This is a genomic window from Microbacterium sp. PI-SA-G (genome assembly GCF_057215335.1).
Genome location: NZ_CM170103.1, coordinates 2,853,189 through 2,865,440, shown reverse-complemented (window position 1 = coordinate 2,865,440; position 12,252 = coordinate 2,853,189). Strand labels below are relative to the sequence as shown.

Genomic DNA, 12,252 nt, shown 5'->3' with positions numbered 1-12,252 from the left:
ATGATCCCGATCTCGCGCACCTGGGGGCGGGTGGCGGCGGTCGGCGTGCTTTCAGCGAGCGTGATCGTGTCTGACACTGTCGTTCCTTCTGTCTGTGCGCCGACCTCGGTAAGCGCTTTCCGATGGGGTGAGTCTAAGCAGAATTCCGGGTGAGGCGCAACCTCACCAGAGCGGATGGGGCGGGATCGTCAGTGCGCGTCGACGCCGGCGCGCACGAGACGGCGCTCCGAGATCGCCACCAGCGCGAACGCCACGAGCCCGAGCGCGGGGATGCCGAGGGGCAGGAACTGCCAGGTGATGACACCCGCCAAGCCGAGCCCCGCGACGGTGAACGCGGCGCCCGAGAGATCGCTCGCGACCACGCGCGGCGCGAGCCGCAGCAGGTCCAGCCAGCGCGCCCCCGGCATCCAGGTGCTCGCCGCGACCACTGTCAGCACGAGCGCTGCGACTCCGATGAGCGCGGCCACGACCGCCGCCGGCACGCCTCCGGGAATCGCTCCCCCGGCCGCGAGCGCCACATCGACGACGACCAGGGCGCCGAGGAGCACGGATGCGGCGCCCACGACGATCCCACCTGGAAGCGCCTTCCACACGTCGCGGAAGAACCCGCTCGCGGGCGTCGCCTCGGCGTGCAGGAAACGCCGCAGATGCGAGACGCCCGCGGCGACCGCGGCCGGCCACGTGACGATCAGCACACTCGCGATCGCCATCAGCACCCCGACCCAGAGCACCTCGCCGAGGAGCGCGAACTTCGCCCGCGCGCCCGGCCAGCGCAGCACGCTGCCGTCGGGTTCGACGGCCTGACGCCGCCGCGATGCCCGACTCATCCCTTCAGCCCCTGCGTCGACACGCCCTCGACGAGGAAGCGCTGGAAGACGATGAAGAACAGCAGGATCGGCAGCAGTGCCAGCACCGAGACCGCGACCGTCGCGCCGTAGTCGGACGTGCTCGTCTGGTCGTTGAACACCCGCAGCGCCAGCGGCAGCGGATAGTTCTCGGTGGAGTTCAGGTAGAGCAGCGGACCGAGGAAGTCGTTCCAGCTCCAGATGAACGCGAAGATCGATGCCGTCACCAGCGCCGGCTTGATCAGCGGCAGGATGATCGACCAGTAGATGCGCCCGTGACCGCAGCCGTCGATGCGCGCCGCTTCGTCCATGTCACGCGGCAGCGCGCGGATGAACTGCACGATCAGGAACACGAAGAACGCCTCGGTGGCGAGGAACTTGCCCACCAGCAGTGGGGCGAACGTGTCGACCAGGTCGAGCGAGCGGAACAGCATGTACTGCGGGATGATCAGCACGTGGAACGGCAGCAGCAGCGTGCCGATCATGATCGCGAACCACACTCCCCCGCCGGCGAACTTGACCCGGGCGAAGGCGTAGGCGGCGAGCGAGGCCGAGATCACGGTTCCGACGACCGAACCGATCGCCAGCAGGAACGAGTTGAGGAAGAACTGCCACAGCGGCACCCCGCCGATGCCCTCGAGCACCTTGAAGTAGTTGTCGATCGTGGGGTTCTCGGGGAAGAAGCCCTGATTGGCGCCGAACTCCGCCGTCGGCTTGAACGAGGCCGAGAACATCCACGCCAGCGGGTAGAGGATGATCGCCGTCAGCACGATCATCGCGATCACCCAGGCGACGGTCTGTCCTGTGCTCCGCTTGCGGAACCGGCGTCGTGGCGGCACCTTCGCCCCCGGAGGGAGGACGACCGCGATCGTGTCCTGATCCGTCACACTCATCGGTTGTCTCCTGCGTAGTGCACCCACGACTTCGAGGTGCGGAACATGACGAAGGCGATCACGGCGACCGCGAGCAGCAGTGCCCAGGCCATCGCCGAGGCGTACCCCATCTGCGAGTTGGTGAAGGCCCGTGTGTAGAGGTACACGGTGTAGAAGTTCGTCGCTCCGGCCGGGCCGCCGGTGCCGGATCCGATGATGTACGCCGAGGCGAAGATCTGGAAGGCGTGGATCATCTCGAGCAGCAGGTTGAAGAAGATCACCGGCGACAGCATCGGCAGCGTGACGCTGAGGAACTTGCGGAAGGGACCGGCGCCGTCGACCGACGCCGCCTCGTACAGCTCCTGCGGCACCTGCTTGAGACCGGCGAGGAAGATCACCATCGGGGCGCCGAACTGCCACACCGCCAGCAGGATCATCATCGGCAGGATGAGCGCGGGAACACCCACCCAGCCGCCGATGTCGATCCCGAAGAAGCTGAGCGTGCCGTCGACGGGTCCGTCGGTGGAGAACATGGCCCGCCAGACGATCGCGATGCTCACGCTCGCGCCGATCAGTGACGGGGCGTAGAACGCCGAACGGAAGAATCCGGTGCCGCGGCTGCGGTAGTTCAAGAGCATCGCGACGCCGAGGGCGGCGGCCAGCTTGATCGGCGTGCCCACGAGCACGTAGACCAGCGTGATGCGCACGGACCCCCACCACACCTCGTCCTGCATCATGCGCTCGAAGTTGCCGAGTCCGATCCACTGCGGCGGCGAGAAGATGTTGTAGTTCGTGAACGCGAGGTACAGCGAGTACAGCATCGGCCCGGCCGTGAGGACGAAGAAGCCGATCAGCCAGGGCGACAGGAACAGATACCCCGCCGCGTTCTCGCGCCGACGCAGCGAGACGCCGCGCCGTCGGGAACCGGTGCCCCCGGCCCGGCGGTCGCCCGCCGGGCCGGGAGCGGCATCGGCCGCTCTTCGCTGCGCTGTCGTCTTCCGCGCTGTGAGAGCGCCCGATTCCGTTGCCATGATGTCTCCTGGTCCTGTCGGTCCTGTCAGTCCTGTCGTCGGCTCAGCCGGCGAGGACGACGTTCGCTTCGGCGAAGAACTGCGTGACGGCGTCGTCGACCGAGATCGCGCCCAGACCGAGCGCCTTGCCGAGGTCCCAGAACTTCTGCTCCAGTGCGCCGTAGCCCACCACGGGGATGGGCGGGGCCTCGCCGATGCGGTCTTCGACCGACTCGAGGTAGTCCGCGACCTGCTTGTCCTGACCCTCCAGCACCGCGCCGTCGAGCTTCGACGTCGACGCGGGGAAGCCCAGTGTCGTGCCGAAGATCTCGCCCGCCTCAGGGCTGTTCACGACGTAGTCGAGGAAGATGGCCGCGGCCTCGGGGTGCTCGGTGTCGGCCGAGATGGCCATCTGCAGACCGGCCTGGCGGTAGAGGTCCTTCGACCCCTCCTTGGCGGTGGGCGGGGCGATCAGCGAGATCGACGTCGCACCCGAGTCGGCGACATAGCCGCCGAGGAAGTTACTCCAGCTGGTCTCGGTCGCCGTGAGGCCGGCACCGAAGCCGGACTTGGGCGTGAGCTCCTCGAGCTTGCTCTGCGGGATGGCGACGCCGTCGCGCATCTCCTGGCCGGACTCCCAGAACTCGGTGAGCTCGTCTTCGGTGAAGCCGAGCTTGCCGTCGTCGGTGTACAGGTTCTTGCCGTCGGCGCGCAGCACCAGTTCGAACGTCTGGATGCGCTGCGTGACGTCGGTGCCGCCGTAGACGGCTCCGCCGGTCTGCTCGGTGACGTCGGCCATCCAGTCCGAGAAGTCGTCGAAGCTCGTGCCGCCCTCGGGCGGGGTGAGCGAGTTGGCGGTGACGAGGTCGTCGTTGACGAAGTTCGCCCACGCGCTGTAGCCGGTCGGCAGCGAGAACTGGGTGCCCTCGAGCTGACCGGTGCCCAGCAGCGAGTCGTCGAAGGTCGAGAAGTCGATGTAGTCCTTGACCGTCTCGAGGTCGAGCACGTAGCCGGGCTGGCCGTACTGGCGCAGGTAGCTGTCGGAGAACTGCCACACGTCGGGCAGACCGCCGCCGGCCGCCTCGGTCTGGCGCTTCTCCCAATAGCTCGGGAAGTCGGTGAACTGCCCGTTGATGGTGATGTTCGGGTATTCCTCGTTGAACTTCTCGATGAGCTGGTTGTAGCGTGCGGCACGGTCGTCATTGCCCCACCAGGTGAAGTTGAGCGAGACCTTCTCGTCGGGGTCGTACGACGACTCCGCCGGGGCCGCTCCGCTCGCGCAGCCGGCGAGCGCCAGGGCCGCTCCGGTCGCCAGGGCGACGGCAGCGATGACCCTCTTCTTCTTGAACATCATTGTCCTCTCTGTCCGCGTTCGGATGCGCCGCGAACCGTCTTTGTCCGTGTGTGCTGTGATGACGCAGATGCGCTTCGGAAAGCGCTTGCCCGCAAAAGTACTACGCGCCGTCCGGTGATGCAAGAGCTGACGGGAAACGCTTTCCATCCGTGACGTGCCGCATATCGGTGACCGGGCTCGCGAAGCCCCGGCGGTGCGTGGGATGCGTCGCCAGGTCGGACGGCGTGACGACCGCGCCGTCCGCCGCGGCCGAGGCGTAGATGGCGGCGACGAGCTCGATCGCCCGCGCGGGCTCGTCGGCGGTCACGGGCAGCGGTGCGCCGCTCAGGAGTGCATCGAAGACGTCGCGCAGGAGCGGGGCGTGGTCGCTGCGCTCCTCGGCATCCGGCAATCGCCAGGCCTCGGCATCGGCCTCGAATCCCGGAACCGGCGTGATCTGCCAGTTCTCGTGCCCGTGACCGTAAAGATGGTCGACGGTCACGGTGGCCTTCTGCGTGTCGAGCCGGATCGAGCTGGTCTGCCGCGGTGAGACGGCGCTGGTCACGACCTGGGCGACCACGCCGTCGGCGAAGGTGATGGTCGCCGTCGAGGCGTCTTCGGTCTCGGTCTCGCGATCGAGCCGCCAGAGCCGACCCTGCACGCTCGCCCAATCGCCCAGCAGGAACCCGAGCAGGTCGAGCTGGTGGATGCCGTGGCCGAGCGTCGTGCCGCCGCCCTCGGTCTCCCACCGGCCGCGCCACGGCACGGCGAAGTAGTCGGCGTCGCGGTACCAGAGCGTCTGACACACCGCGATGAGCGGGCGGCCCAGCAGCCCCTCCTGAAGGAGCCGGCGCACGTGGGCGGCCGCGGTCCCGGTGCGCTGCTGGAAGACGACCGCCAGCTGCCGGTCGGCCGCGCGCGCCGCGGCTCGCATCTCGTCGAGCTCGTCGAGCGAGGGCGCCGGCGGCTTCTCGACGATCACGTGCGCCCCCGCGGCAAGCGCGGCCAGGGTCTGCTCCCGGTGCACGCCGGGCGGTGTGCAGATGAGGACGACGTCGGGATGCTCCGCCGCGAGCATCTCGTCGAGGGAGTCGTGCACGGCGGGCCCTCCCCAGGTCTCGGCGAACTGCTCCGCCGCGCCGCGGGTGAGATCGCTCACGGCGACGAGTCGGGCATGCGGATGCGCCTGCACCGCTCGGGCATGCAGCTGCGCGACGGCGCCGGTGCCGATCAGGGCGCAGCGGAGCGTGGTGGTCATGCGGCATCCTCCGGGGTGTCGACGTGGGAGCGGAGCTCGGCCACCAGCGCGGCACCGACGGTGGGGGCGAGGGCGGCGACATCGGCCGCACCGACGACGACGGCAGCGCTGAGCACCAGTGTTCCATCCGCCGCGAGCGTCCGCTCCGCGGCGAAGAACGGCGCGGGTCCGAGACCGGCGTACTCAGCGGTGCGCGCGAACCACGGATCCCGCTCCACGCCCGCGTCGAGCATGAGCACGCCGGCGGAGCGATCCGGGGCGACGAAGGCGAGCCAGGGGGCGGGCTCACCGCACGCGGCATCACCGGCCGGCCCGTCGGGTCGGACGATTGCCCCGCCGGTGAACGACGTGGGTCCGCGCCAGAAGATGCCGCCGTAGCCTGCGCCCTCGCGACCGTTCGTGGCGGGCGAGCCGAGCACCAGGTCGGCGCCCGACACGTTGCGCAGCTCGCTGCGCCAGGTGAGCGCCCAGGTCTGCTCGTCGATCACCCGGGCGGTCAGCGTGCGCCGCTCGGCGAGCACCGGGGCGTCGCGTTCGGATCTCCAGTCGAGGAGCTCGACCAGGCGGGACGGGGTGTCGACGGGAGTGTCGACGGGGGCGAAGGAGCGATGACGCTGCGTGCCGTTGTTGGCCAGCGGCAGGTATCCCTCGCCATGCACGTAGGTCGGTCCGCCCCAGAAGTTGTGCGGGCCGACGACGGGCAGGGCGAGTGACAGCCCGGTGTGCCAGACGTGGTCGGGCGGACGATGCCCCGTCACCTCGACGCCCGACAACGTGCGCAGCCGCAGATACGGGCGCGGCGACTCCGCTCGGTCCGCGTCGGAGTCGTAGACGTACTCCGCGACGGTGCCGGTGTCGACACCCCCGCCCGCCTCGGTGACGGCCTCCGTGCGGCATCGCAGGGCGAGCCGGCCGGGCTGATCCGCATCGAATCGCATGAGACCTCCGTCGGTGGCATGCCCGACGTCGCCGGGAGCATCCAGCCTAGATCGTCGATGCCGGAAAGCGCTATCCGTGACAGACTGCTGTCACAGATCCGCGCGCCCGACGAGGGGCGCCGACCGTTCGAGGACACTTCGATGACGACGTACCACCTGGCCGGCGACTCCACCGTCGCCCCGATGACACCCGCCGAGACGCCCATGTCGGGCTGGGGGCACTTTCTGCAGGAGCACCTCGGTGCGCCGGTGCACAACCGCGCGGTGGGCGGCGCGACGACCGCGTCGTTCCGCGAGTCGGGCGTGTGGGATGCCCTGCTCGACGCGGTCGTGCCGGGCGACGTCGTGGTGATCCAGTTCGGGCACAACGATCAGAAGCGCCCCGAGCTCGCCGCGCGCGGCGGCTACACGGAGAAGCTGCGGCGCATGGTGGCCGACGTGCGCGGGCGCGGAGCCACCGCGGTGCTGTGCACCTCGTGCGAGCGCCGGTGGTTCGACGACGCCGGTCACGTGACGCCCACCCACGGCGACTACCCGAACGCCGTCCGCGACCTCGCGCACGAGATCGACGCCCCCCCTGATCGACCTGACCGCGTTCACGACCTGGCTCTACGAAGACCTCGGCGACGACGCGTCCCGGCGTCTGCTCTCGCACTTCGCTCCGGGAGAGACCGCCGCGTGGCCGGACGGCCTCGCCGACGACACGCACTTCCGCATCGAGGGCGCCGACCGCATCGCCGCGTTCGTGGCCCGGTCCCTCCGCGCGATCCGGCGTCTCGACGGCGACGGGCCGGCACGCGGGTCGGAACTCGTGCACTGACGCCGACGACGGCATCCACTCTCTTCGAAAGGACACCGCATGACCTCCCGGTTCGCGATCGGCGACACGGACTTCCTGCTCGACGGCTCCCCGCTGCAGATCATCTCGGGGGCGATGCACTACACCCGCATCCACCCCGGCCTCTGGCGGGACCGCATCCGCAAGGCGCGCCTCATGGGGCTGAACACCATCGAGACCTATGTCGCGTGGAACGCGCACGAGCCGATCCGCGGAGAGTGGGACGCCACGGGCCCGAACGACCTCGGGCTGTTCCTCGACCTGATCGCTGCGGAGGGGCTGCACGCGATCGTACGGCCCGGGCCGTACGTGTGCGCCGAGTGGCACAACGGGGGCCTGCCCACCTGGCTCACCGCCGACCCGACCGTGCGGCTGCGCAGCTCGGACCCGCGCTACCTCGCGGCGGTCACGGACTACCTCGAACGGGTGAACGCGATCATCGCCCCGCGGCAGATCGACACCGGCGGCAGCGTGATCCTGGTGCAGATCGAGAACGAGTACGGCGCGTACGGCGACGACACGGCGTATCTCGGCGAGCTCATCCGCCTCACGCGCGCGGCGGGGATCACGGTCCCGCTCACCCAGGTCGATCAGCCGGTTCCGCACATGCTCGAGAACGGGGCCCACGAAGGGCTCCACACGACGGGATCGTTCGGCTCGCGCATCGCCGAACGGCTGGCGACCCTGCGGGAGCATCAGCCCACCGGACCCCTGATGTGCATGGAGTTCTGGTGCGGCTGGTTCGATCACTGGGGCGAGAAGCACCACACGACCACCTTCGCCGACAGTGCGGCCGACCTCGAGCTGCTGCTCGCCGCGGGCGCATCGGTGAACATCTACATGGTGCACGGCGGCACGAACTTCGGGCTGACCGCCGGGGCGAACGACTCGGGGCGCTACCTGCCGCTGGTCACGAGCTACGACTACGACGCGCCGATCAGCGAATCCGGCGAGCTGACCGAGAAGTTCCACGCCTTCCGCGAGGTCATCGCCCGCCATGCGCCTGTGCCGTCCGACCCGCTGCCGATCGCGGTGGACGCTCCCGTGCTGTCGGTCGCGCTCGAGAGCGTCGGTGATCCGCTGCCGCGGGCGTCGACCGACCGCGGCACGTTCGACGCGCCTCCCTCGATGGACGATCTCGGTGCCGACGTGGTCCTGGCCGAGTACACGACGAGCCTCGACACCGACGATGCCGTCGTGCTCGCGGCCGAGGTGCGCGACCTCGCCTGGGTCGCGGTCGACGGCCGAGCGGTCGGCACGCTGCAGCGCACCACCGGCGACCTCGCGCTCGCACTGCCCGCAGGACGGCAGCTGCGCCTGCGCGTCGAGGAGACCGGGCGCGTGAACTACGACGCGCGCATCGGCGAGCACAAGGGGCTGATCGGCACGCCGACGCTCTCCGGGCGTCCGATGCCCGGGCCGTGGCACGTGCGCACGATCGACGTACCGGGGCTCGCCACGGTCGTCGCCGAAGCCCCGGTGCACGCCGAGGGCGTCGTCGGCGGGCACGTGGCCGGACCCGCCGGGCTGCGCGCGACGTTCGCGCTCGACGCGGCGGCCGACCTCTTCCTCGACACGACGGGCTGGGGCAAGGGCTACGCCTGGATCAACGGGTTCTTCCTCGGGCGCTACTGGCGTCGCGGGCCGCAGCGCACGCTGTACGTACCCGGGCCCGTCACCCGCGCCGGTCGCAACGAGGTCGTGGTGGTCGAGCTCGAGACCATGACGGATGCCACGGTGCGGTTCGTCGCGCGGCCCGACCTCGGGCACGAGGTCGAATGAGCGCGGCGCACGAGGCCCGGGTCCTGACGGCGCGACACCGGCCGTGGCCGATTCCGGCGCGCGATGCCGGGATGCCGCGGGCCGACGAGTCGGCGCACGGGATCACCGTCACAGACCGGGCGATTCTGCGCGACGGCGCGGGGTGGATCCCGGTCTCGGGCGAGCTGCACTACAGCCGGCTCCACCGCGACCGCTGGGCCGAGCGCCTGCGACAGATGCGCGCCGCCGGCATCACGGTCGCCTCGACCTATGTCTTCTGGCTGCATCATGTGCCGCGGCGCGGCGAGCCCCGCTTCGACGGGAGTCTTGACGTCGCCGCGTTCGTGGATGAGTGCGCAGATGCCGGGCTGGAGCTCGTGCTGCGCATCGGTCCGTGGGCGCATGGCGAGGCGCGCAACGGCGGATTCCCTGACTGGGTGCAGGAGCAGGACGTCGTGCACCGCAGCGATGATGCGCGCTACCTGACGCTGGTGCGCGAATGGTTCGGCCAGCTCGCGACCGCCCTTGCCGGACGCGCCTCGCCGGGCGGCCCGATCATCGCGATCCAGCTCGAGAACGAACTCTACGATCAGCCGCAGCACCTGTCGACGCTCGCGCGCCTCGCCCGGGAGGCGGGGATCACCGCACCGCTGTGGACGGCGACGGGATGGGGCGGGGCCGAGCTGCCGGCGGGCGAGGTGTTCCCCGTGTTCAGCGGCTATGCGGACGGGTTCTGGCTCGACCCCGAGGAGCCGTGGGACGACACGTTCCGGTCGCACTTCGTGCCGTCGCACGAGTGGGACGACCCCGGCGTCGGCGCCGACGTGCGGGCGGCGCTGGGGAGCGCCGACGCTGCCCCCGCGTCGGCCCCCGCTCCACTCGCCGCTCCTGGACGCGATCGACCGAGGTTCCCGCCCGCGACCTGCGAGCTGGGCAGCGGCATGGCCACCGCGTACCACCGCCGTCCGGTGCTCGCGGCGCGGGACATCGCCGCCCTCGCGCACACGAAGATCGGCAACGGTTCGGCGTGGCAGGGGTACTACATGTTCGCGGGCGGGCGGAACCCTGGGCCGGGCCTGCAGGAGACGCAGGCGACCGGGTATCCGAACGATCTCCCGGAGTTCAGCTACGACTTCCACGCACCGATCGATCAGTCCGGGAGCGTGGGTGAGAGCGCGGCGCTGCTGCGGGCGCAGCACACGTTCCTGTCGGCGTTCGGCGATCGGTTGGCCGGGATGACGTCGACGCTGCCCGACCAGCGTCCCGCGAGCAGTCGGGATCGGGAGACGCTGCGGTGGGCGCTGCGCTCCGACGGCGTGGAGGGGTTCGTCGTAATCTCGCATCATCAGCCGTACGAGAGGCTCGAGCCGGTGCGCGCGGTGCAGCTACGGCTCGAGTTCGACCACGGGCCCGTCACGGTCCCGTCGCAGGCGGTGGATGTCCCTGCCGGCACGCTCGCACGCTGGCCGGTGGGTCTGCGCATCGGCGGCAGCGTGGTGCGGTGGGCGACGGCATCCGCCTTCACGCTCCTGGACGAGCGGACTCCGACTCTTGTGCTGGTCGCCGATGCCGGCATCCCGGTCGAACTCGCGGTGGGCTCGGCGGCGGCGACCGTGGTGGAACCGGGCGATGCGCCGATCGACGCGGGCGGGCTCGACATCCTCGTGCTCCCCGCCGCCGACGCCGCCCGCCTGTGGGTGCACGAGAACATCGACGGCGAGCGCCACCTGCTGCGGACCGACGCGGAGCTCGCCGACGACGGCCGCACGCTCTGGGTGCGCAGCCCGTCGGATGCGGTCGAGATCGAGAGATACGACCCGGCGACCCGCGCCTGGACTCCGTGCGCGGTGGAGTCCGCCGCGTTGTCGGAGGGAGCGGTCCCGGTGTGCGCGGCGGTCGCGCTCGACGTCGTGCGCACGGCTGGCGAGGTCCCCGCGGACTACGGCTTCGGCGGGCGCCGGCACCGGGCTCCCGACGCCGCCGCGTTCGAGTCCGCAGCGGCGGTGCACACTCTCGCGGTGCCCGCCTGGGCGACGGATGCCGCGCACGACGCCGTGCTCGAGATCGAGTGGCGCGGTGACGTCGCTCAGCTGCGCGTGGACGACGAAACCGTCGACGATCGGTTCTGGGACGGCACCCTCTGGCGCGTGTCAGTGCGCGACGCCGGGATCACCGCCGAGAGTACGGTCACGCTGCACGTGCTGCCGCTGTCGGCACGGTCGACGATCGCCCTGCCCACTGCGGCGGCGCTCATCCGGCAAGCCGCAGCACCGGCGGACCTCGTCGGGGTGACCGCGGTCACGGTGCGCGCGCGGGGCGGGTGGCGGGGAGTCGCGGTCTAGGGCCGAAGGCTTCCGGTGCTCGCCCGCTCCACCAGAACAGTCGGCACGACCTCGGCGTCGCGCGGCATCTCGCCCTCGATGTCGGCGACCAGCGCGGCGACGGCGTGTTGCGCCAGCGCGACGAAGTCCTGCCGGATCGTGGTCAGCGGTGGACGGTAGTGCGCGGCATCCGGCACGTCGTCGAACCCGATCACGCTGACGTCCTCCGGCACCCGGCGACCCCGTTCGGCGAGGGCGCGGAGCAGTCCGAGCGCCATCTGATCGTTGGCGCAGAACACGGCGGATGCCTCCGCGAGCGCATCGCCCGCCGTGAAACCCGAGTCCGAACCCCAGTCGCCGCGGACGACCGGAGGCGCGTCGACGCCGACAGCCTGGAGCGCCTCTCGCCATCCGCGTTCGCGTTCCGCCGCGGCGAACGAGTCGGCGGGGCCGGCGAGGTGGTGCACGACCGCATGCCCGAGCGTGAGCAGATGCGCCGTGGCCGCGGCTGCACCCCCGGCGTGGTCGCTGTGCACGGCGCGCAGGTCGCCGTCGGGGTGGGCGTCGACGACGACGAGACGCAGCCCCGCGGGGCGATCGGCGGCGGGAACGAGCGCTGACGCCTCATTGAGCACGATCGCGCCGTCGACCTCTTGGTCCGCGAGGCGCTCGAACGCACCCGAGACGTCGTCGCCCGCGGTGACGACGGTGAGCGCGTATCCTCGTCGCGCAGCGGCTTCGGCCGTGGCCTGCAGCATGAGGGAGTTGCCCGCGGTGGCGAGGGTCGTCACGACCAGGCCGATCGTCTGCGATCGCCCGGTGCGCAGGGCTCGGGCTGCCCGGTGCGGTCGATAGCCGAGCTCGGCCATAGCGCGCTCGACGCGGTCACGCGTGGCAGGGTCGACCCGCGGGCTGCCGTTCACGACGCGCGAGACCGTCTGCCCCGAAACTCCGGCGCGGACGGCGACCATCGCCATCGAGACGCGGCCTGATCCGACGCGGCCTGATCCGACCCCGCTGCGACGGGGAGCCGCACCGGTGCGCGTGTTGTCGTCACCCACCGCATCCCCCGCTTC

General features: G+C 70.8%; 9 protein-coding genes. 2 read left to right on the top strand and 7 right to left on the bottom strand.

Annotation, left to right across the window (positions count from 1 at the left end; translation table 11 throughout):
- Positions 1-188 precede the first annotated feature (188 nt).
- The 6 genes from AC2D10_RS14060 to AC2D10_RS14035 form a co-directional block, all read right to left on the bottom strand.
- A complete protein-coding gene (locus AC2D10_RS14060; RefSeq protein ID WP_484708567.1) occupies positions 189-827 on the bottom strand; it encodes a hypothetical protein in 639 nt (212 codons plus the stop codon).
- Positions 824-1,738 carry a carbohydrate ABC transporter permease gene (locus AC2D10_RS14055; protein WP_484708566.1) on the bottom strand — a complete coding sequence of 305 codons (915 nt, stop codon included), beginning with the start codon at positions 1,736-1,738 and terminating at the stop codon, positions 824-826. Before AC2D10_RS14055 ends, AC2D10_RS14060 begins: the two co-directional genes overlap by 4 nt.
- Positions 1,735-2,748, bottom strand: a complete 1,014-nt coding sequence (locus AC2D10_RS14050; RefSeq protein WP_484708564.1) for a carbohydrate ABC transporter permease — start codon at positions 2,746-2,748, stop codon at positions 1,735-1,737. Before AC2D10_RS14050 ends, AC2D10_RS14055 begins: the two co-directional genes overlap by 4 nt.
- A 43-nt stretch (positions 2,749-2,791) precedes the next feature.
- Positions 2,792-4,081 (bottom strand): ABC transporter substrate-binding protein, encoded by a 1,290-nt coding sequence (locus AC2D10_RS14045; protein WP_484708563.1) that lies wholly within the window; start codon positions 4,079-4,081, stop codon positions 2,792-2,794.
- Positions 4,082-4,181: 100 nt separating this feature from the next.
- On the bottom strand, positions 4,182-5,318 hold the full coding sequence (locus AC2D10_RS14040) for a Gfo/Idh/MocA family protein (RefSeq protein ID WP_484708561.1): 1,137 nt from the start codon (positions 5,316-5,318) through the stop codon (positions 4,182-4,184).
- Complete coding sequence (locus AC2D10_RS14035) at positions 5,315-6,256, bottom strand: DUF6807 domain-containing protein (RefSeq protein WP_484708560.1); 942 nt, start codon at positions 6,254-6,256, stop codon at positions 5,315-5,317. The genes AC2D10_RS14040 and AC2D10_RS14035 overlap by 4 nt, the downstream gene beginning before the upstream one ends.
- A gap of 859 nt (positions 6,257-7,115) precedes the next feature.
- On the opposite strand from AC2D10_RS14035, the gene AC2D10_RS14030 reads away from it, so the two are divergent.
- Both AC2D10_RS14030 and AC2D10_RS14025 read left to right on the top strand, forming a co-directional pair.
- Positions 7,116-8,876 (top strand): glycoside hydrolase family 35 protein, encoded by a 1,761-nt coding sequence (locus tag AC2D10_RS14030; RefSeq protein WP_484708559.1) that lies wholly within the window; start codon positions 7,116-7,118, stop codon positions 8,874-8,876.
- Positions 8,873-11,197, top strand: a complete 2,325-nt coding sequence (locus AC2D10_RS14025; RefSeq protein ID WP_484708557.1) for a beta-galactosidase — start codon at positions 8,873-8,875, stop codon at positions 11,195-11,197. The genes AC2D10_RS14030 and AC2D10_RS14025 overlap by 4 nt, the downstream gene beginning before the upstream one ends.
- Here AC2D10_RS14025 and AC2D10_RS14020 read toward each other — a convergent pair.
- Complete coding sequence (locus AC2D10_RS14020; protein WP_484711853.1) at positions 11,194-12,153, bottom strand: LacI family DNA-binding transcriptional regulator; 960 nt, start codon at positions 12,151-12,153, stop codon at positions 11,194-11,196. The genes AC2D10_RS14025 and AC2D10_RS14020 overlap by 4 nt on opposite strands.
- Positions 12,154-12,252: the final 99 nt, after the last annotated feature.

Excerpts from the sequence above, each read along its gene's own strand:
- AC2D10_RS14020 (WP_484711853.1), bottom strand. The coding sequence starts at position 12,153 with ATGGCGATGGTCGCCGTCCGCGCCGGAGTTTCGGGGCAGACGGTCTCG.
- AC2D10_RS14025 (WP_484708557.1), top strand. The coding sequence starts at position 8,873 with ATGAGCGCGGCGCACGAGGCCCGGGTCCTGACGGCGCGACACCGGCCG.
- AC2D10_RS14045 (WP_484708563.1), bottom strand. The coding sequence starts at position 4,081 with ATGATGTTCAAGAAGAAGAGGGTCATCGCTGCCGTCGCCCTGGCGACC.
- AC2D10_RS14035 (WP_484708560.1), bottom strand. The coding sequence starts at position 6,256 with ATGCGATTCGATGCGGATCAGCCCGGCCGGCTCGCCCTGCGATGCCGC.
- AC2D10_RS14060 (WP_484708567.1), bottom strand. The coding sequence starts at position 827 with ATGAGTCGGGCATCGCGGCGGCGTCAGGCCGTCGAACCCGACGGCAGC.
- AC2D10_RS14030 (WP_484708559.1), top strand. The coding sequence starts at position 7,116 with ATGACCTCCCGGTTCGCGATCGGCGACACGGACTTCCTGCTCGACGGC.
- AC2D10_RS14050 (WP_484708564.1), bottom strand. The coding sequence starts at position 2,748 with ATGGCAACGGAATCGGGCGCTCTCACAGCGCGGAAGACGACAGCGCAG.
- AC2D10_RS14055 (WP_484708566.1), bottom strand. The coding sequence starts at position 1,738 with ATGAGTGTGACGGATCAGGACACGATCGCGGTCGTCCTCCCTCCGGGG.
- AC2D10_RS14040 (WP_484708561.1), bottom strand. The coding sequence starts at position 5,318 with ATGACCACCACGCTCCGCTGCGCCCTGATCGGCACCGGCGCCGTCGCG.